General features: G+C 60.1%; 13 protein-coding genes and 2 pseudogenes. 9 read left to right on the forward strand and 6 right to left on the reverse strand.

Features of this window, described 5'->3' with window-relative positions:
* Window positions 1-427 precede the first annotated feature (427 nt).
* The 9 genes from J2R76_RS19370 to J2R76_RS19410 all read left to right on the forward strand — a co-directional run bounded on the left by J2R76_RS19370 (window position 428) and on the right by J2R76_RS19410 (window position 14,462).
* Entirely contained in the window at window positions 428-754 is a 327-nt protein-coding gene (locus J2R76_RS19370; RefSeq protein ID WP_253624603.1) for a hypothetical protein, read from the forward strand.
* Entirely contained in the window at window positions 735-1,340 is a 606-nt protein-coding gene (locus tag J2R76_RS19375) for a S1/P1 nuclease (RefSeq protein WP_253624604.1), read from the forward strand. Before J2R76_RS19370 ends, J2R76_RS19375 begins: the two co-directional genes overlap by 20 nt.
* 43 nt (window positions 1,341-1,383) lie before the next feature.
* Window positions 1,384-1,956: a hypothetical protein gene (locus tag J2R76_RS19380; protein WP_253624605.1), complete on the forward strand. Its 573-nt coding sequence runs from the start codon at window positions 1,384-1,386 to the stop codon at window positions 1,954-1,956.
* Window positions 1,957-3,232: 1,276 nt separating this feature from the next.
* On the forward strand, window positions 3,233-5,059 hold the full coding sequence (locus tag J2R76_RS19385; RefSeq protein ID WP_253624606.1) for an AAA family ATPase: 1,827 nt from the start codon (window positions 3,233-3,235) through the stop codon (window positions 5,057-5,059).
* A complete protein-coding gene (locus J2R76_RS19390; RefSeq protein ID WP_253624607.1) occupies window positions 5,056-5,709 on the forward strand; it encodes a 4Fe-4S single cluster domain-containing protein in 654 nt (217 codons plus the stop codon). Before J2R76_RS19385 ends, J2R76_RS19390 begins: the two co-directional genes overlap by 4 nt.
* 6 nt (window positions 5,710-5,715) lie before the next feature.
* Window positions 5,716-11,985 carry an AAA domain-containing protein gene (locus J2R76_RS19395; RefSeq protein ID WP_253624608.1) on the forward strand — a complete coding sequence of 2,090 codons (6,270 nt, stop codon included), beginning with the start codon at window positions 5,716-5,718 and terminating at the stop codon, window positions 11,983-11,985.
* Window positions 11,982-13,349 carry a hypothetical protein gene (locus J2R76_RS19400; protein ID WP_253624609.1) on the forward strand — a complete coding sequence of 456 codons (1,368 nt, stop codon included), beginning with the start codon at window positions 11,982-11,984 and terminating at the stop codon, window positions 13,347-13,349. Before J2R76_RS19395 ends, J2R76_RS19400 begins: the two co-directional genes overlap by 4 nt.
* A 419-nt stretch (window positions 13,350-13,768) precedes the next feature.
* Window positions 13,769-14,071, forward strand: a complete 303-nt coding sequence (locus J2R76_RS19405) for a type II toxin-antitoxin system HigB family toxin (RefSeq protein ID WP_253624610.1) — start codon at window positions 13,769-13,771, stop codon at window positions 14,069-14,071.
* Window positions 14,072-14,081: 10 nt separating this feature from the next.
* Window positions 14,082-14,462 carry a type II toxin-antitoxin system HigA family antitoxin gene (locus J2R76_RS19410; RefSeq protein ID WP_253624611.1) on the forward strand — a complete coding sequence of 127 codons (381 nt, stop codon included), beginning with the start codon at window positions 14,082-14,084 and terminating at the stop codon, window positions 14,460-14,462.
* A gap of 89 nt (window positions 14,463-14,551) precedes the next feature.
* Here the strand turns inward: J2R76_RS19410 and J2R76_RS19415 are convergent.
* The 6 genes and pseudogenes from J2R76_RS19415 to J2R76_RS19435 form a co-directional block, all read right to left on the reverse strand.
* Window positions 14,552-14,813: pseudogene (locus J2R76_RS19415) on the reverse strand (transposase); the annotation flags it as partial.
* Window positions 14,811-14,900: pseudogene (locus J2R76_RS41080) on the reverse strand (transposase); the annotation flags it as partial. The pseudogenes J2R76_RS19415 and J2R76_RS41080, both read right to left, overlap by 3 nt.
* Window positions 14,901-15,075: 175 nt before the next feature.
* On the reverse strand, window positions 15,076-15,333 hold the full coding sequence (locus tag J2R76_RS19420; RefSeq protein WP_253624612.1) for a hypothetical protein: 258 nt from the start codon (window positions 15,331-15,333) through the stop codon (window positions 15,076-15,078).
* A 1,042-nt stretch (window positions 15,334-16,375) separates the two neighbouring features.
* Window positions 16,376-17,740 carry a type II toxin-antitoxin system HipA family toxin gene (locus J2R76_RS19425; RefSeq protein WP_253624613.1) on the reverse strand — a complete coding sequence of 455 codons (1,365 nt, stop codon included), beginning with the start codon at window positions 17,738-17,740 and terminating at the stop codon, window positions 16,376-16,378.
* Window positions 17,737-18,009, reverse strand: a complete 273-nt coding sequence (locus J2R76_RS19430; RefSeq protein WP_253624614.1) for a helix-turn-helix transcriptional regulator — start codon at window positions 18,007-18,009, stop codon at window positions 17,737-17,739. The genes J2R76_RS19425 and J2R76_RS19430 overlap by 4 nt, the downstream gene beginning before the upstream one ends.
* A 495-nt stretch (window positions 18,010-18,504) precedes the next feature.
* Window positions 18,505-19,704 (reverse strand): IS256 family transposase, encoded by a 1,200-nt coding sequence (locus J2R76_RS19435; protein ID WP_253624615.1) that lies wholly within the window; start codon window positions 19,702-19,704, stop codon window positions 18,505-18,507.
* Between the last annotated feature and the right edge of the window lie 45 nt (window positions 19,705-19,749).

A 19,749-nucleotide genomic window follows, 5' to 3' on the forward strand; every position in this document is an offset into this window, starting at 1 on the left:
TGGCGCTACAGCTTTAAGATCGATGGCAAGACGATCAGTGGCAAGACCCAGACGAGATTGCAGCTTCTTGCGGTTCGTCGGGTCAAGATCGCACCAATCGTGAACTCAATCGCAGCGCGGAAAGTAAGACTTGATATTGGTGTGGATGCTTCTCTCGGGTACGCTAGTTCGAAGTCTGCCGTTTCGAGACGCAGCAGCGCGAGTTGGCGCGTCGTCTCGAACTTGATGTGTGGCACGCGCGAAAACGCTGTGCATGATCCGATTGACATCGCCCATCTCAGCACGAGGGGAGGCGCCTCTTTGTCCTGGCCGACGTGCACCTTGCGAAGCGTTCCTCTCCATGTCTCCCATCCATCGGCCGTCATAGAGCTCTGATAAAATAGATTGAATCGGCGCAACTCAGGCAATAACGAGCGGAGACCCACATATGCGTCACGCGATTTCTATCGGCTTTCTAGCCTTGGCTCTCGGCGTCGCGGCATCCCCGGCCCACGCATGGTGGGAGCGCCTCTCCGATCCTGTCCGCGACAAGGCGAACGCCTTGCTGAAGCTCAACAAGGATTGCGCGAAATGGACCTCCGGCGCCGCCGACGACAAGACGGCGAAGATGCACGCTTTCGTCCATGCCGCGACTTGGGCCGACAACATCAAGGCCAAGGAGTACGGCTACACACGCGACGCAGTCACCAGCTCGACGACCGGCCAGAACATCGGTTATTCTGACCACAACCAACATGCCTACTGGCATTTTTAATGACATCGACTTCACACCCGACGGCACGCCCCTGCCCGCCGCGGCCCCAGTGGATTTCGTCACGCAGCTCAAGCTGATGATCGCAGCGCTGCCGGCATCCTCGGGCGTATCCGACGATTTGCGCTCGTATAACCTCGTGTGGATCTTTCATCTCGTCGGCGACGCCCATCAGCCGCTGCACGCCGCCGCCCGCTCCACGCAGCAGATCCCCAACGGAGACGCCGGCGGCAATGCGGAATCCGTGATACCGGCGATTGGATCCAGCATGACTCCGCACGCCTACTGGGACGCAATCTTCGGCGATTCCTCCTCGCCCTATGGCGCAATCTTCGACGCCGACGACAAGGACGGACTGTCGAGCGTCGGCGTCAATGATGCCCAGGCACGGATCGCCGATCCAGCCGTCTGGGCTCAGGAGAGCGCGGAACTGGCCAAGCAATACGCCTACGCTGCGCCGATAAGCACGGGAAAGAATCCCGTCCTTCTGACGCGCGAGTATGAGACGAGCGCCAAAAACGTGGCCCGTGCCCGCGCGGCGCTTGCCGCCGCGCGACTGGCCAACCTGTTCGAGACGGCACTCAAGTAGATTTTTGCCGGATCCCGGCAAACGATGATCTGGAGACCAGACCATGTTGAGAATTTTCGCAGCCGTCGCCTTGTCAGTTGCGTCGCTCCTTTCCGCGCCCACCTTCGCGGGAGCGCCTTTGGCGCAGCTGACGTCGACCTCCGGCACTCCCGTTTTCTTCGATGCCAAGCGCATCACGGCGGTCACTTCGCTGCCGCTGGCCAACGAATTCAACGTGAACGCCGAAGACGTTCCGCCTTTCACCGCAGATATTCTTCCCGACGTCCGCCCAAATCGAGTCGACCACCCCGAAGGCGCCGATCACGCAAGTGCTGGGCGTCTTCGCAAACCTGATGGCGGTAAAAGAATCCGTAGACGACGCTCTGAAGCTGGTTGGCCGCGATCAGTTCGCCGAGTTCACCCTGATGGACGGCTCGAAGGTGTGGATGCGCGCCTCCGCTATCGGGTGGGTCTCCCACGAATTCCCGGCCGCGGGGATCCCCAATGCCGGGTGCTTCGTTGGCCTTGGGCTTTCGCCTGGCCGGCCACCGCGTTGAAGGAAGACGTGGATACCGTGCGCAAGGCCATCGATCAAATTACGCCTCATTGGCCGACGGCGTTTCGCACTTTCAGCTGACGAAACGCGTGCAGCGTCGGTTCCATGCACGGCGGGCATCGGCGGCCGTCGCAGAATCCGTCGTCCAATTCACGGTTGAGAGACCGCGGATGCAGTATGCACTGCGGAGCCGGCACTCCCGGAGATCCACTCAAAACGGTGAAAGAGCATCGGCCGCATGTCCGCGGGTAGACGGACGTCGACAACGTCGCACACGCGCGGCTCCTGCTCGATCCGACCTTGAGATCAACGATTTCGACATCGAGGACAGGCATCGTTTAGATCGATGGCCGCGCGCCGCCGCCAAACATCGACCAGGCGCCTGCCGATACCCGTGAGATGCTCCGCGCCCATGCGGAGGTTATCGGTTTCCCCTGTAGCACCGCCCGGCGCGGCAAAATGACCCCCGCCGGCCTGACGTCGACCAATTGCCTCGACGAACTGGCCGACTGCCACGTCGTTACGAGCACCGAAGCCGATCCCTCGCATTGCATCGGCGCGCCGGCCCGATCCCGCCGCGATTGCCCAGGAGACGGCGGTGGATCCTCCTTATGATCGCTACTCTCGCAGCTGCCGGCTGGCCTGGCAGTACGTCGACAGCCTGCTGTCAATGGTCGGCAGCGGCGCCTCCGAGCCGAATGCCATGCTCGGCGGACGAGGCAATGTTGACCGACGTCCTTGCTGCCCAGCAGAAGCCCGGCGTCTCCACAGAGCGTCCGAAAGAAGGGGACCATGGGGGTCACACTTCGTCGGACTCTCTTTTTCAAGTCGCCGAGGACCTTGTGGCAGGCAGAGCGCGCGAGTAATGCACCAACTGAAAGCAAACGGACACCGGACGGACCAGAAAACGCCGCGCAGACACATGGAACACGCTCGGGCCTTTCAGACTGTTCAGTATGGCCGGATCGAGGTCGGGAAGATCAAGCGGCCTATGTTTTACCTGATAAAGCGTCCGCCAAATATCAGCGGGTTTAGAATACGCGAAAAAACGAAAGTCGCTCGAATACCAGGGAGCGAGACCTAACAGGAGCGAATTGCGTCCGAATTTCACGCCTCCGAAAGGCGATCTCCGAGAGATTGCGATTGCATCCCATACGAGGTTGAAGCGTTCGCTCGTACAGATCTCTCCGTTGAATGGTGCCTCGATGTTCTGCGTGCGCCTTTGATCTCCATCGATCGCCTTGCAGCTCTTGTCGCCCCTTATCCCATTTCCCTATGGACTCTTGAGAAATACTCTCGAAATCGGCGAGTAGGATAGCTTATAGTCGCCCGATACGCGTACAAGGGGGCTTTCTCGGTGCACGACAGTTCGGTGGAAAGAGCCAGATGGCTCCGCGATTTGCTGCGCTTTCTGCCTCTGCGCAGCCAATTCGTGCTCTCCGGCAATACCCGGGACCTTCAGATCCACGAGGTCGGTCCGAGCGAGGTGACCGCAGCGCCGCTATCGAGGGTCCTGCCAGACCATTTAAAGGCAGCTGGTTATGGGCGGATCATCTGGTTCGATCTTCTGAACGGATTTCGCGACGTCGGGGCCGACGGAAGTTACCTCACTCAATTGGGTCTAGTGCCGACCAATGGCACTGCGGCAGGCGGGATCGATCTGTTGTCGACGACGCTTGAACGGCACGTCACGGCTGAAGGCCAGCCCTCCGCCCTGGTCGTGGACTTCGCCTCGAGACTGGTCGCACGAAACGAGGCATTATCACCTGCCGAGCACCAGCTTTTCTCCCGGGCGCTGATCCTGTCTCATGCGGCGCGGGCGCGTCCGGCAGGCGACAAACGCCTTCCCTTCTTCAATACCGTCGTCTGGATCGTCGACAAGGAGGGTGATCTGCCCGATTGGTTTCTGATCGGAAACCCGAAAGTCAGACACGTCCCCATCGGCCGACCGGATCATCTGGCGAGAAGCAGCATGATCCGCTCCCTTGTCCGCAGCCTACCCGGCGCGCAGAACGCGGGCCAATCGGACCTAGAAAAGTGTACGCAAGGATTTGTGGACGAGACTGAAGGGCTTCTGTTGCTCGACGTCAGCGCTGTCGCGCAGCTCGCCCGCAGCGAAGGCGTGCAGTTCGATCGTATCGGGGACGCCGTTCGGCGCTTCAAAGTGGGCGTGACTGAGGATCCCTGGCGCAAGATCAACCGCGACAAGATCACTTCGGGTGAAGAATTCGTCAGACGCCGCGTCAAGGGACAGCCCCACGCGGTCACGCATATGCTTGATATCGTCAAACGAGCGGTGACCGGGATCGGACAATCGCCGCGCGGCGGCCGGCCAAGAGGTGTGGTCTTTCTTGCCGGGCCGACCGGCGTCGGCAAGACGGAGCTTGCCAAAACCATCACCAGCCTGCTGTTCGGCGATGAATCCGCGTATGTCCGCTTCGACATGTCAGAGTTCAGCGCCGAGCACTCCGACCAGCGGCTGATCGGCGCACCGCCTGGCTATATCGGATATGATGTCGGCGGCGAGCTCACGAACGCGATCCGTGAAAAGCCATTCAGCGTCGTCCTGTTCGACGAAATCGAGAAGGCTCATCCGAGGATTCTCGATAAATTCCTGCAGGTTCTCGACGACGGCGTCCTCACCTCCGGCCGGGGCGATCGGGTCTATTTCTCAGAAGCCTTCATCGTCTTCACCTCGAATTTAGGCATCTACGTACCGGGGCCGTCCGGCGAGAGAATTGCCAATGTCACGCCCGAGGAGACTTTCGAGGCGGTACGCAGCAAGGTGCGCGGCGAGATCGAAAGGCACTTCAAGCAGGTCCTCAACCGGCCCGAGATATTGAACCGGATCGGAGAGAACGTCATCGTTTTCGACTTTATCCGCCCCGAGGTCGCAAACGAGATATTCGATTCAATGGTCGACAACCTGCTCAAGGACGTCAGCTCGCTGGGCCATGACGTGACCATGAGCGGAAGTGCCCGCGAGGTGCTTCGCGGCCTCTGCGTTTCTGATCTTTCCAATGGCGGCCGAGGCATCCGCAACCAGGTCGAAGCTCACCTCATCAACCCGCTATCGCGGGCTCTGTTCGATCGCGGAGCGGAAACCGGGCGCAGATATAGGATCGAAGCGGTCCGCCCCGCGCCATCGACCTCGATTGATCTCGTGAGCGAGCAGTCCGTATGAGCATGATGATCAATCTATCGCGCATCCATTTCCCGATCACGACGCTTGGGCCCGGTCGCAGGATCGGGATCTGGTTCCAGGGCTGCTCGATTCGCTGCCCAGGATGCATCTCCATGGACACATGGGCGCAGGGACGCGGAACAACGACCATAACAGACGTCGTCCAGACTGTTTCACCATGGCTGTCGGCGGCCGATGGGATCACGATTTCGGGTGGAGAGCCCTTTGACCAGCGTGAGGCATTGTTCGATCTATTGGCACAGCTTCGCGGCCGAACGGATGCGGACATCCTCGTGTTTACCGGCTACCCATGGACTGCGATCTGCGGAGCACTCGCTATCTCGACCTCTCTCATCGACGCGATCGTTTCCGGGCCATTCGATATTAATGAGACGCAAACTCTCGCGCTTCGTGGCAGCGACAATCAGGAACTGCACCTGCTGACGCCCCTGGGCCGCGCTCGGTTTGCAAGCTTCGAGCGCCGCATCGACGAAACAGACCGCGCGTTCGATATCATGTTCGACGACCATGGCGATCTCTGGCTTGCCGGCATTCCCGCGCGCGGCGATTTCCGGCGGCTGCGACATATTCTCGAAGACGGCGGATCGACGCTTGGAACTTCGGAAGATACTCGTTTCCTTTCTCTTTAGAATCTAATGATGATCAGACTTTGCCCGAACTGCACGACCGAACGGCCTGTCACCGAAATCTTCTGTGAAGGCGTGGTGAATGGACAAACCTGCGGCTGGGACCTGTCGCCGGTCGATATAACGGCTCCCGGCACAACAAAACCGAAGCCTGGTCCGCGGGCGACGTCGCAGTCGAAAGATCCGACCTGCCGAAATGGTCATCAGGGCTCTCCCGGCGACCTGGTTTGCGGCGTCTGCGGCGAGCCGATCATCGAAAGTGCTGAGCCGCCCTTACCAGCCGAACCCCTTCCCGCGCCGGAGCTTCCGCCAGAGACCGAGACGGTCGTCGACGGTTGGCGTCTGGAGGATCGAATCGCCTCGTCCAGCGCGGTTCGCGAGCGCTTCGTCGCAACCCGCGCCTCAGATGGACAACGTGGAATACTTACACTTTACGCCGTAGGTTCGGAGCCGGATCAAGCGATCTATGATCTGCTCGTAAAGCTTCCTCGAGATCATGTCCCCGAATTCTTCGCGACCGGCCGTTGGCAAGAGCGCGCCTACGAGGTCGCGGAGGAATTCAAGGGCGGCACTTTGGCGGATTTTGCCGTCGATCCTGCCGATCCGGCGACCATTGCGACGTTGGTTGGCGAGCTCGGCAAGGCAGTTCATGCGCTCACCGAAGCCGGATTGCGGCACAGAGATCTGCGCCCTTCCGTCGTCTTCGTGCGGTCAAAAGAGCCGCTTGACCTTGTCATCGGCGGCTTCGGATCGGCACGGCTGTCTGAATTCGACCTCGATATCGTGTCTCCGCTCGAAACCACCCGCTATATGGCGCCCGAGGCGATCGCCGGCGGCGTAGCTCCAGCTTCCGACTGGTGGAGCATGGGGATGATCCTGCTGGAGAAGATCACTAAAGGCGCCTGCTTCGGAGGCATCAATGAGCAGGCCTTTCTGATCCACATTCTCACCAACGGCGTACACCTGCCCGAAAACCTGGACGAGCGGATCAGCACCTTGCTGCGGGGCCTGTTGGCCCGTGACAGGCGCCAGCGCTGGCAGTGGAAGGAAGTTCAGGCATGGCTGCGCGGAGAGAGCGTATCAGCACCGGCAGCTGAGGCAGCGGGCGAGAAGGAGGGGCAAAGCTCGATTTCTCTGGGTGGCAAACAATATCGCTCCGCAAACATGTTCGCATTGGCGGCGGCGGAAGCTGGGAATTGGGACCAAGCCAAGGCCCTTGTCCTCAGGGGCGCTGTTGCAAGCTGGGCGTCCGAAGCCGGCTTCGAGGCGGCGATTGCGGCAGGTCTTCGGCAAATCGTGCGAACCGAACATCTTCAGGAGGATTTGAAGCTCTCCATCTCTTTGAAGACGCTCAATCCTTCGATGCCACTGATCGTCAGGGGCAACATCGTCACCCCCGCTTGGCTACTCGATCACCCGAGCGACGGTTACACTCTGATCACGGGGCCGGCCCCCGACCTGCTCCGGAAAATCGATGCGGACGATTGGCTTTGGCGTCTGAAGGTCCGCTCGGATGCGGTTCGAAAGCGACTGGACCAACTCGAAATCGCGGTCGAGGAGGACGCCTTGCGCGTCCACCTGCTGTCGACCTCGATGGCCCGCCTGACCGCCCTGTGGGAGGAGCGGCGAAAGCTCTTTCCCGACAGCGATCATGCTGGCGTCGCCACCCTCACCGAGCGCCGCATCTCGGCGGAAGAAGACCTCATCATCCTGCTCAGCGCGACCTCGAACCAGTTCCGCTCTGCCTCCGAGATCATCGAAGAAGCAGAAAAGGAAGCGTCCACAGCAGGGCTTGGCAGTTTTTCGGCCGAGGAAGCGATGCAACTGCTTGGGCGGCCGCGTCGCGAGATCTACCAGGCAATTGACGAGCGCATTCAAAACTTTGCCAGATGCGGCATCCAGCAGGTCGACGAATGGGCGGATCAGTTTCGCCTCGACAGACGCATGCCGCTTGGCCGCGCGCTCGCCCTTCTTTGTGTGGAACTGGGCGCCTGGAGACCGCTTCCAAAGCAAGGCTATGTGTCCACCATCCTCGACTTCTTCGCCAAGCGGATTTCGGGCGGGGTTTTGCGCGGTCCGCTGACGCGGATGCTGATCGGAAAGTCGACCAGGATCGACCTCACCGAGCTCGATACGTCCAGAGTGCCGGCGGCTCAGATTCTCGATCAACTGATTGGTCGCACGAGCCGGATCGTGAACCTCGATCCAGCAGCTTTCGCCGATGACGATGGCCTTGAGCGAAGGTTGCGATCGCTGCATTCCCACGCGCTGCTCTACAAGCGTGACACCGGCATCGATGGCCTGTTCATGGGATTTCCGTTCCTGATCATGCGCGATCATCGGCCGAACGCCAGGCCCCGGATCGCCCCGGTCCTGCTATGGCCGGTCCGCATCAATCCCGAGGTCGGAAACCGCGGTCATGTCACTTTAAGCTATGGACGCGAGAAAAACCCGGACACAGAGGTCGAGCACGTTCTCGTCAACCCGGCGCTCGAAGCCATGCTCGGCATCCCGGAGGCGAGACGTTGGCAAGAGGCTGCCAATGAGCTTCTGACCCATGCGAGCCTGTCGGTCCAGGCGGCGATGGACGCATTCAGCCGATTGGCCGAGCCAGCCGGCAATGAACTGACGGCCCTTCCCGGAAAAGACGTCCAGGTCGGCGCCCAAGAGCGTCAGCTGGTGCCAGCAGCCGTGCTGTTCCACTTGGCCTTCATGGGCCAAGCGGTGATGAAGGATCTCGAGACCCTCCGCGGCTTACCGCCGACAGCCACGGCACTCGAGGCCGCTCTGCGCCTGAATGAACAGCAGGCGGCATCTTCGGCATTCCCTCCGGTGAAAGAGGCCGACCGCTACTTTACTGCGGACAGCGATCCCTCACAGGAGGCGGCCGTGCTCGAAGCACGTCAGGCCCCCGGACTCGTGATCGAAGGGCCTCCCGGAACCGGCAAGAGCCAGACCATCGTCAACATGGTTGCGGACGCGATCGGCACCGGAAAATCGCTTCTCGTGATCTGCCAGAAGCAAGCCGCCCTCGAAGTGGTCCGCAAACGCTTGGACAAGGAACGTCTGACGGACCGCTTCGTCATGATTACCGACGCCAATCGCGACCGCGAGCCGATCGTCGGCGCAATCCGTTCGCAGGTTCAGGCTTTGCACAACCAGCCTGCTGGCGGGTCTCCGGCCTGGAAGCGCGAGCGCGATCGCCTGGCTGCGCGCATCGAGACCCTCGAGATGGAGCTGGACCGCCGTCAGATCGCGCTTCATTCCGTGGACGATCGGACCGGACTGTCGTATCGAACGATGCTTGGCGAACTGCTCGAGATCGAAGAAGGCAAGACCAAGCCGATCGATGCCCCTGAACTCCGCTCTCTATTGGCTGATCTACATCCAGCGGACGTGGCGACGATCGAGGAGAATTGCGGGCCGCTCGCGAAATCCTGGCTTGCATCGAAATTCGAAGACAATCCCTTATCCGCCCTCAAGCCGTTCAGTCCTGACCGAGGAACCGCCGCCGCCCTCGCCTCGCATCTGCAAGCATTTTTACAAGCCGACGCCCGGCGGGAGCAAACCGACGCTGAGACAGCGAATTGCCTGAAAATATCGGATGCCGTGGAATTTCGTTCCTGGCTTGCCGAAGCAGATGAGCTGCGCTCGATCAGCGCTTCAGTCTGCGCAAATCTCGCTCGGTTGCGGCCGCTGTTTCGGAACGTCGAGGATGGGACATCGGAAGCTAGACGTATTCTCGAAGGCCTATCGGCGATCAAAGAAATCCTCTCATCGCTCGACGGTCCGTCCTACAAGCCAAACTTTTGCTCCAAACTCATCGCCTTAGATGAGGAAGAGCTCTGCTCCGCTGGAGAGCTCGCGGGCCAAGTGCGCTTGCCGGCAAGCGCCATACAATGGATCAACCCGCTCAATTGGCTACGAACGCGCCGTGTACGCCAACTCCTTGCCTCATTGCAGCTCCCGCAAGATAGCGACGCCATCAGCTCGTTGTATTATGCGGTCGAGCTCGAATTGGCCATACGCCAGCCACGGCGCGAACTCGAGCAATATTTCACGATTCTGTTCGGCCGCGCCCCCAGTCTGGATCTATCGCCCGGCAAGCTCGCCGATTTCGCCGGGCGTCTCAGCTCGTTCCTCAATGGTCTGGGCGGCCACAACTCGCTCATAGATCGGTGCCCTAGCCGGCTTGAGCTCGATAGAGCGTTGTCCGCCGGAACCACCGAAGAGCTCGGCACGTTCTTTGAGCGGGCTGATCTCGCGCTCACCAGGCATGACACCCGAGAGGAGAGCCGCGCCGCCTTGGAGCAGCTCAAGACCTATTTCGACGAACTGTGGCTCGGATCGAGACGCTCGGCAATCGAGAATGGCCGCTCCAATGCGAGCGCCATTGATCAGATCGCGCAGGCCCTGCCGATGCTCCATAACTACCAGGAATATCGACTTCGATCTTCGCGACTGGACGCCAAGGAGCGCGCCATATTCGCAACGCTCAGGTCCAGAGAGAGCGAACTTGCGCAAGTGGCTTCCGAAGACCTCGACGCCTGCATTCGCGCCACCATAGGGCGCGAGGCCCGTTTGGCATGGAAGGCCGACATGGAGGGCACAAATCCTGACGTCTTGTTCGACGCCGACGAGCTAGATGCGAAGATAAAATCGCTCGCTGAAGCTGACGCGCAGATCAGGCAGTACAACCGCGATCTTCTCGTCCAAGGTATCGATGCAGCAAACGTGCGTCCGACCGGCGATTGGGAGGCAATCACCAGGCTCCGTGGCCCAAGGGCGCTCAGATTGCGCGAATTCATCGATCGCGCCGCTCCGCTCGGTCTTTTCGCGCTCCGGCCGGTCTGGCTCATGACACCGGATGTCGCAAGCCGCGTTCTGCAACCGCGCGCCGGACTATTCGATACTGTCATCTTCGACGAGGCTTCGCAGATGCCCGTTGAATATGCCCTGCCCTCCCTATTCCGAAGCCGGCTCGTTGTCGTCAGCGGCGACGAAAAGCAGATGCCGCCGACCTCCTTCTTCGCAAGTAGGGTCGAGAACGACGAAGCGGCGATATTCGATGGTGAAGAACCAGAAGAGGGAGCCAGCGAGGAGGAACGCGAGGCCTTCGCGGAGACGTGGAATCGCAGAGAAATCAAGGATTGTCCTGACCTCCTCCAACTCGCCCGCTCCGTCCTTAGGACCCGCACTCTGCAGGTGCACTATCGCTCAAAGTATCGAGAGCTGATTTCATTCTCGAACGCATCGTTCTACGGCAACACACTCAGCGTCCCCGTTCGCCATCCCCAAGAAATAATTCGCAGGCTCAAGCCGATCGAAGTGGTGCGCTCCGACGGCACTTACAAGGCCCAGACGAACCAAAAAGAAGCAAGCGATGTCGTGCAATACCTAGCCGAGCTTTGGGAGGATTCGTCGCCGCCATCCGTCGGTGTCGTCACGTTCAACCGCAAGCAGGCCGACGCCATAGAAGATGCTTTGGAAGATCGCGCCGAAGACGATGCAGCATTCCGAGAGGCATTGATGCGCGAGCGCGAACGTGTCGAGCATGGCGAGGACATGGGCTTTTTCGTCAAGAATGTGGAGAATGTGCAAGGCGATGAACGTGACATCATCGTTTTCTCCACGACCTTTGGTCGCAACGAGCACGGCGTCTTCCGCAAGACCTTCGGCGCGCTGGGGCACGCTGGCGGCGAGCGCCGCCTGAACGTCGCCGTGACGCGCGCAAGACAGAAGGTGGTCATAGCCACATCCATGCCGGTATCGGAGATATCGGATCTATTGACCAGGCGGAGCGGACCCAGGATCCCGCGCGACTATCTGCAAGGCTATCTCGAATATGCCAGGACCATCTCCGACGGTCTTACAGATTCCGGAAAGACGCTTCTGGACCGCATGGTCAGCGAACAGCGCCCTCACAACGATTCTGGAAGTTATGAGGACGACGGCTTCACAAGATCAGTCGAAGGGTTCCTGGAGGCGAACGGCTACAAGCCCAGTCGAGCCCGCGATGGCGGCGCATTCAGCCTTGATTTCGCCGTAACCGATCCCCGGACCGGCCTTTACGCGATCGGCGTGGAATGCGACGCGCCGCGACATCGGTTGCTGGAAAGAGCGCGTGCCCGCGAAATCTGGCGTCCCAACGTGTTGGGAAGAGCCGTCCCTTACGTCCACAGGGTTTCGTCGTATGCTTGGGCTCATGCCCCAGACGCTGAACGCCAGCGGCTCAAGAAAGCTGTCGAACACGCACTTCGTGGGGGAGCATTGCAATGAGCGGACCCAAGGCATTCAGGATCGTTACCCGAGCCGAGATCATCGCGATCTGTCGCCGCAATCTGGCGCGGCTTGACGCGGCGATCGAAAGCTGGACTTCCGCGGGCAGACGTAACGGAACGGTTGAGCAGAAGGACATCGACAGGGTCGTAGCCCGTAGAGATGAACTTCGTCGCCTGCTCGAGGCCGATCGTTTCATTGAACTCCAGAAGCAGGTTGCCGCCGAGATCGGCTTCCTTCAGGTGGACTCCGAGCGCCGGATCGAACGCGCTGCCGAAATGGCGGCCCGTTCGAACCGTGATTTGAGGCGTTCGAAAGCCGCAGCCGAGGCGCTGCTACAGAGGCTGCAAGGTCTGAAGGTCGAGATTCCCGTCGACATTCGAAGCGAGCTCAGTGGCTCGGCGGCATCTTCCGAACGCCTGGAAGCGGCCATGGCAAAGGCGCTCTTGCTGCTTCCTTCCGAGGCGGCACAGGATACCACAACGGACCGGCAACGGAAGCTTGCTGCTCGCCTAGGAGCAGGTGAGCGCCGCGACACCCTGCAGGAATGGATCGCTCGACAGCCTCAGCAGATGGAGGATCCCGCGCTGGGGCGCGTCGATGCTCTTCTCGGCGAGTTGCGCGGGCTCGGCATCGATTTCTCCCCATTCTCCGCCCGTGTCGCTCTCTTGGAAGCGGAGCCGCCGGCTCGAAGATCGCTCATCGCAGATAGCGTTCTGTTGGACCTGGCCGTTGCCGTGAAGGATGGCCGCGCCAGGGCGCAACTAGCGGACGAGCTTCGGGCGCGACGCGCCGAGCTTTCCGTAATGAAGTCAGCGGAGGCTGCCGCGATGCTGATCGAGATCGAGGAGACCCTCGCCTCGCCGACGCTCAACAATGGACAACACCTCGTCAAATGCGCAGACTTTCTCATCGAGGAAGAATTCAAGGCAATGGCAGCCGCCGAGCGCAGGCGCGCGGTGCTCGAAGGTCTTGCCAGCCTGGGATATGAGGTATCGGAGGGAATGGCGACCGCCTGGGTCCAGAATGGCCAGATCGTCCTGCGTAAGGCGGCCAATCCTGGCTACGGAATAGAACTCTTGGGTGGATCGAGATCGGATCTCCTCCAGGTGCGCGCCGTAGGTATCGGCAGCTCGGCCGAAGCTCGCGATGCAAATCGTGACCGCGACATGGAAATGATCTGGTGCGGCGAGTTCGATCGCCTCAAGGCGCTGGTCGCTCAAGCAGGCGGCAACGTTGCGATGGAATTCGCAAGGCCGGTCGGTCAATTCCCTCTGAAGATCGTCTCAGATCCGGGTGCAAGCCACCAAGCGGATGTCGCCATACGAGCACAACGAGAACTACCTCTCGACCGCCGCGCTTAGCAACTTGCGATACTCAAGTAGGGATCACTTTGAAATGGAACAAAAATGTCGATTTTTCCAAGAATCGGATCAATCAGCTAAAATCGCGGCTGCGCAGCTGACAGGCAATGGGGTCTCAGTTCAAGCCAAGGTTGGTACATTTCAGGTTCTGCCGCTGCTATCCGGCAGCGAACGGCCCGACGGCGTGACCGGGCTCTCATGAGACCCCGCCGCCTGGCTCGGTCAGTCGGCCCTTTCAGACATCGTCGGCATGCTCAAGTTCCGCCCCGCGAGGTGGGCTGAGGTAAGATCGTATTGATCCAATTCGTGTCACGCGCCCCAAAAAAACTACTTCTTTTCAATAGGTTGAAGGCGAGATGCAATGGAAAAGCGCCTCGACAGATTGACAAACGCTCCCAAAAAGGGAACATTCTTCGGGCATGAGAATTATCGCTTGGAGCACCTTGGCAGCCTACGCGGCGAAGCATCCGGAGACGAAAACTTCCCTTACGCGGTTCAAGAACCTAGTTGAAGCCGCCAGTTGGACGTCGATGGATGAGGTCCGGCAGGCTGCGCCCCATGCGGTGATCTTGAATGCTCAGCGTGCAAGGTTTGAGGTCGCGGGCGGTAACTATCGGCTGATCGTAATGATCCATTTCCGGAGACAAATCGCCTACGTGAATTTCATCGGGTCCCATGCCGAATACGACAAAATCGACGCTTTGACGGTTTCGATGTTTTAGAGGACGCAACATGGAAATTCGCCTGATCAAGAACGATGAGGACCATGCCGCAGCGCTCGCGGAGATCGCGAAGCTTTGGAATGCTGTCGAAGGTTCGGAGGATGACGACAAGCTCGATCTTCTCGCGACACTGGTCAGCCGCTACGAGGCGACACGCTGGCCGATCGATAGTAACATGGATCCCATCGAGCTTATCCAATTTGCCATCGATGAACTCGGACACACCCAAGCCGAACTCGCGGAGCTGCTCGGATCGCGATCGCGTGCATCAGAGGTTTTGAATCGGAAGCGCGCTCTCTCGATCGATATGATCCGGAGGATCAACGAAGCTTGGAAGCTTCCTCTTGAGCTCCTGATCAAGCCGTACTCATTGCAGCCGGCAGCCGCCTGAGCAACGACGCGCTCGCACGGCCTGGCTGGGCGCGCCCCCAACCCAACGCCGAAGGAGCGCTCGATCTCCTTTGACCTGCCACTGAACTTTCATCCAGCGGCGGTTAGAGTCTTGAGGTCTTGTCCGCCACGTGGCGCGGGTGGAGCAACGGACGACCGGCAGAGCTGGTCGGAGTTGCGTAGCCGGTCGTCCGTTGCGGTGAGGTGAGCGGCGTCGGCCGCAGGGGTGAGGTATTTCAGGGACGAGTGAGGCCGCCGAATGTTGTAAGTCGGCAACGCAGGTGGCAAGCTTGGCACGGACGTCATCCAGATCGAAGAACAGGGTCTCGTTGAGCAGCGCATCGCGCATCCGGCGAGCCAGGTCAGTCGTCTTCGCCCCAGCCTCACGCTCCTTCAATACCGCGATAATCTGCTCTTCCGTGAACCTTGCTCGCTTCATCTGTCGATCCTTCTTCGGGCCGGACTCTAACTCCATCTTGAGGAAATATGCAGTGGCAGGTCACCTTGCGAAACGCCGGGAGCGCTTGCTCCCGCCAATCTTTTCCGCGAGACGTTCAGCGAACAAGTTATAGCTCGTTGACGCCGGCGAAGTGGAGACAGCGATATCGAAGATATTACGCTGCCAACGGATAATGCTCACCGGAATAGCAGGAAAAGGCTCTTGCAGAAGCGACAAGCTGCGCATCGCTGATGCCGAATTGATGTGCGAACTCTTTCTGCAAGGACCGCTCAACTTCACCGAAGAAAGCTGCCATGTGTCCAGGCACAGTCTTAGCGGTAGCTGGATCGTTTAGACAAAAAACGAGCGTCTGCGCGTCCAGCTGTTTGCTGTGAGGCGCATTGATAGTGGCCAGAACTATAGCGATCTTCATACGTGATCCTTATACCGCCGAAAGCGCGCGTATTGCCAATCAGCAACGCGAACATTCACCATTCAATTCGAGTCCAACTAAATCATCGAAGAATCGTTCATCCATGCGTCAGGGTTGGCGCCCGTCCTGCTTGGCTTCCAGCTTTAGAAGAACCTTATGTCGAACCAATGGCGGCAGCGAGGTTGGCTGCAATCGCTCAAACCAACTGGTGTTTCGTAGGCTGCGCGATTAACGCCACTTACCGTGTCGGCAACTCAGAACACTTTCCGGCAGCAATTGGATCCGTGCTCGTCGCCACGCTCCGGACGTTTACATCGATCAATTTCGAGCGCTACCGCGCCGGCGTTCCCTTTCAAGCTGCGATCGCCCAAGCGCCTGACGGGATTACCGCCTGCGTCTGCTCGCATACGAATTACAGAATACCAATTTGCGCATCTCAACTTTGGATTGATATAGACGATCGTTCAATCACGGACAATCGAGGAAAATTATATCAAGGATTGCTGCCTATCATACGGATTCGCTCGAATAGCCACGCGTTTTGGCTTGAACGTCAACAATCTTACGACTTTCTACGTTTGAGCTCCCGCAGAAAACTAGTGATCAGCTCGATCACGAGGCGCGTATTCCCCGTGTCATGTTGCTCAGGAAAGTCCGTATCTCTTCATTTGATTTAATCGACCGCAACGTCGCATTTGGGAAATGAACTATGCTGGTGATGTTTAGCCGTATGCCCTCTAGCGCTCCGGGAGCAGCATGTTGAGCCGCGGTCTGACACACGGCCGACGACCGTCTTCTCGATCGTCAGCTCGCCTTGCCGCGAGGCATCATCATCGCCGGGATGGCCCCGTAGACCCGACCTGGAGCGCCCCCCTGAAAGTCCAATGATCGATAATAACGAGTGTCGCCCCTTCAGATAGGATGCTGGGCGTCTCGCTCTCTGCGCTGGATCACAACGGGCAGGAAGAACCCCAACTCGGCTTGCGCATCGGCTACGTATCGACGTTCCAACGTCGACTCTCTCGCCACGATCTCGAGGCAATCAGGAGAACCCCGGCGGGCGCGCGGCGCTCTCGGATTCAAGCGCCTCAGCCGGCTCGTCAGCGACATGGGTCTTCAGATTGCGCAGCATGTCGCGACAATAACCTGCGACGTAATCGGAAAGCCGCTTGTAGACGGGCGAGGCCTTCAGTGCATTCAGTTCGTCGACCACGGACGGCAGCGCTTCGAGAACAACTTGAGATAGGCCGCTAACGCGACGCCGCACCTGCGTGGCCGAAAGTTGGTTCTCCTCGGCCATGCTGTTCCAATGCCGCGCGTGAATGTAGTGGCCACGGTTCTTGCCCGCGATCTTCATCGCCAGATTGCGCGTGACGTCCGGATAGATGTCGCCGTTCACCACGTCGTAGAGCGGTGCCATCGCAACGGCTCCGCCGGGCAGAAGGAGCAATGAGTAGTTCTTCGAGTGTGCGTCGACGTTTCCGCAGAGCACGTTGAAAATGACGTAGTCGAGAAAACGCGCCGCATTGAATGCGCCGCCTTGCGTGTTCCTCAAGACGTCGAAGCAGTCCTTCAGCGCTGGTCCCCGCAGTTTGCTCGCCGGATTGGACTCGTACTTCGTCGAGGGGATGTGGCCGGTCGCCTGGCAGAAGTCCTCCTGGTGGACTCTCCGGAGGCTTCGCCCATGGGGTTCGCGGTCGTAACGCTTCACCAGAAGATAATCGAGGTCCTCGGCCTTGCCGATGGTGCACTCGGCGACGGGCAGCTTCACCTTGGCTGCTAGACGAAGGCAGAAGGCTTCGTTCTCGACCGCATTGTTGAGATGCTTGTTGGCTGGCTTGAGGATGTGCGTCGTAGGCGCGCCGTCGAGCGCGAGGCCGATGCCACCGTCTGGGTATCTGACGACGGGAAGTTTGTCCTGCGCGCCGGCCAAGGACATGTGGATGCCCTCTTCGCCGACGAGAAGCGGTTTCTCCGGAAGTCGGCGGATCGCTTCGGCGACCTCGGCTTCCGTCAGACGATGATAACGCGGTCTGCGCTGCGGGCGCTGGTCGGCGGGACGATACACCTCGAGCGCGCCGGGAAGGTCCTCTCCCAATTCTCCCAGAAGCGCGAAAACGTCGGCCTCCGGAACCTTGAGGATCGTGCCTACCGTGGCGAGGGTTCGTCCTTCGGGCAGCAGGTTCAGAAACCACCGGTACACGACGCCCGGTTCATGGACCCGTTGCGCCAACGGCATGCGGGTAGAAACCGCAAACGCCTGCGGATCCGCCGTCCATGCGTCGTCGTACACGAACTCGATGTCTTGGATCTCTTCTGAGCGACGGCGCAGCAGTCCGACGAGCTTGTCTCCGAAGCGCACTTCGAGAGTTTCGCCGGCGCCGCCGAATTTCTTCGTGTCCTTCATGGGTGAAATTGCTCTGGGTCGAAGGGCTCGGCATCGTCGGCCGACCGTGCAGGTGGCGCCGGGTTCATCTCGGCAGTCAGCGTTATGCCGAGCGCGCTGAGCAGCCGAAGGACGAGGCCCACTTGACTGGTTTCCTTGCCGTTCTCGATGTCGACGATAAACCGCACGCCAACGTTCGCCGCGAGCGCTAGGTCCTGCTGCCGTAACCCAAGCGATCTGCGTCGGTTCCGAATGGCTTCGCCCAGTTCCGACGTTGTTATGATAGCCATTTCCATTTCCCGAGCGGGAATATTTAGCAAGATAAGCTAAGCTTTTCAATGCATATTTCCCGAGCGGGAACGTCTAGGTTGGGAACTAGTTGGTCACGCCAAAATTTACTGAACGGTAAATTAATCCCCTATCCAGGACTGGCCACGGGGTTTATTTTCCCGATCGGGAACCTACGCGCGAACGGAGCCCAATTCTCAAACGATCCTGGTCGCGCCACGAGCCGCTACCGCGCAAATGTGCAGAGCATTGCCGGACAAACCGCGCCGCACTCACGAGACCGAGTGACATCGCCCGCAGCGGCGACGACCTCATGATTGCGGACCTTCACGGCACCGATCTCGCTGATGCGGTCGCCATTCGACCAGGCGCCGGTGTCTCGATGCCAACCACGAAGCAACCCTGCTCGGGGTCGAAGCGGTGAAGCGGTGATCGTGTCCCCAGGCGTGGTGTAACTGGCGGTGGGGCACCGCGTTCACCGGCAAGGGCCGGACAGGTCAGCTGGCGATTGCCGGAAGGCTGACGGTGGGATCATCGCTCAACGGCGCGATGGTTTCCAGCGTCATGTAACGGGCGCGCTGGACGGCCCATTCATCGTTCTGCTCGAGCAGGATCGCGCCGATAAGGCGGACGATGGCGTCTTCGTTGGGGAAGATGCCGACCACCTCGGTCCGCCGCTTGATCTCGCCGTTGAGGCGCTCGATCGGGTTGGTGGAGCGCAGCTTGGTCCGATGTTGCGGCGGGAAGGTCATGTAGGCGAGCACATCGGTCTCGGCCTCGTCCAGGAAGGTTGCGAGCTTGGGCAGCTTGGGGCGGAGCTGGTCGGCGACCTTCCGCCACTGCGCTCGTGCCGTCTCGGCATCGTCCTGGGCAAACGCGGTGGCGATGAAGGCAGAGACGACACGCCGTCCGCTCTTGCCGGCATGGGCGAGCGCGTTGCGCATGAAGTGCACGCGGCAGCGCTGCCAGCTGGCGTTGAGCACCTTGCTGACGGTCGCCTTGATGGCCTCATGGGCGTCGGAGACGACCAGCTTGACGCCGCGCAGGCCGCGGCGGGCGAGCTTGCGCAGGAACGCGGTCCAGAACGTCTCGGCTTCGGAGGGACCAATGTCCATGCCGAGCACTTCGCGCCGGCCGTCGCTGTTGACGCCGACCGCGACGATCACCGCGACCGAGACGATGCGGCCCTGCTGGCGCACCTTCACGTAGGTGGCGTCGATCCACAAATACGGCCAGTCGCCCTCGATCGGGCGGCCGAGAAAGGCCTTCACCTTGTCATCGATCTCGGCGCAGAGCCGGCTCACCTGGCTCTTTGAGATGCCGCTCATGCCCATGGCCTGCACCAGATCGTCGACCGAACGGGTCGAGACCCCCTGCACATAGGCTTCCTGCACCACCGCGGTGAGCGCCTTCTCGGCCATGCGGCGGGGCTCCAGGAAGCCGGGGAAGTAGGAGCCCTTGCGCAGCTTGGGGATGCGCAGTTCGACCGCGCCAGCGCGGGTCTCCCAGACGCGATCGCGGTAGCCGTTGCGCTGCGCCAGCCGCTCGGGATTCTTCTCGCCATAGGCTGCCCCGGTCTGGCCTTCCACTTCCAGCTCCATCAGGCGCTGGGCGGCAAAGCCGATCATCTCGCGCAGCAGATCCGCATCAGGGGTCTTCTCCACGAGCGTCCGCAGGTTCATCATCTCGTCGGTCATCGGTGGTTCCTCGAATCAGGTTGGTGTCAGCAACCCGACCCTACC

Source organism: Bradyrhizobium sp. USDA 4532, assembly GCF_024171315.1.
Taxonomy (GTDB): domain Bacteria; phylum Pseudomonadota; class Alphaproteobacteria; order Rhizobiales; family Xanthobacteraceae; genus Bradyrhizobium; species Bradyrhizobium australafricanum.

Coding starts and splice junctions, on each gene's coding strand:
- J2R76_RS19370 (WP_253624603.1), top strand. CDS start 428: ATGCGTCACGCGATTTCTATCGGCTTTCTAGCCTTGGCTCTCGGCGTC.
- J2R76_RS19375 (WP_253624604.1), top strand. CDS start 735: ATGCCTACTGGCATTTTTAATGACATCGACTTCACACCCGACGGCACG.
- J2R76_RS19380 (WP_253624605.1), top strand. CDS start 1,384: ATGTTGAGAATTTTCGCAGCCGTCGCCTTGTCAGTTGCGTCGCTCCTT.
- J2R76_RS19390 (WP_253624607.1), top strand. CDS start 5,056: ATGAGCATGATGATCAATCTATCGCGCATCCATTTCCCGATCACGACG.
- J2R76_RS19395 (WP_253624608.1), top strand. CDS start 5,716: ATGATGATCAGACTTTGCCCGAACTGCACGACCGAACGGCCTGTCACC.
- J2R76_RS19400 (WP_253624609.1), top strand. CDS start 11,982: ATGAGCGGACCCAAGGCATTCAGGATCGTTACCCGAGCCGAGATCATC.
- J2R76_RS19405 (WP_253624610.1), top strand. CDS start 13,769: ATGAGAATTATCGCTTGGAGCACCTTGGCAGCCTACGCGGCGAAGCAT.
- J2R76_RS19410 (WP_253624611.1), top strand. CDS start 14,082: ATGGAAATTCGCCTGATCAAGAACGATGAGGACCATGCCGCAGCGCTC.
- J2R76_RS19420 (WP_253624612.1), bottom strand. CDS start 15,333: ATGAAGATCGCTATAGTTCTGGCCACTATCAATGCGCCTCACAGCAAA.
- J2R76_RS19425 (WP_253624613.1), bottom strand. CDS start 17,740: ATGAAGGACACGAAGAAATTCGGCGGCGCCGGCGAAACTCTCGAAGTG.
- J2R76_RS19430 (WP_253624614.1), bottom strand. CDS start 18,009: ATGGCTATCATAACAACGTCGGAACTGGGCGAAGCCATTCGGAACCGA.
- J2R76_RS19435 (WP_253624615.1), bottom strand. CDS start 19,704: ATGACCGACGAGATGATGAACCTGCGGACGCTCGTGGAGAAGACCCCT.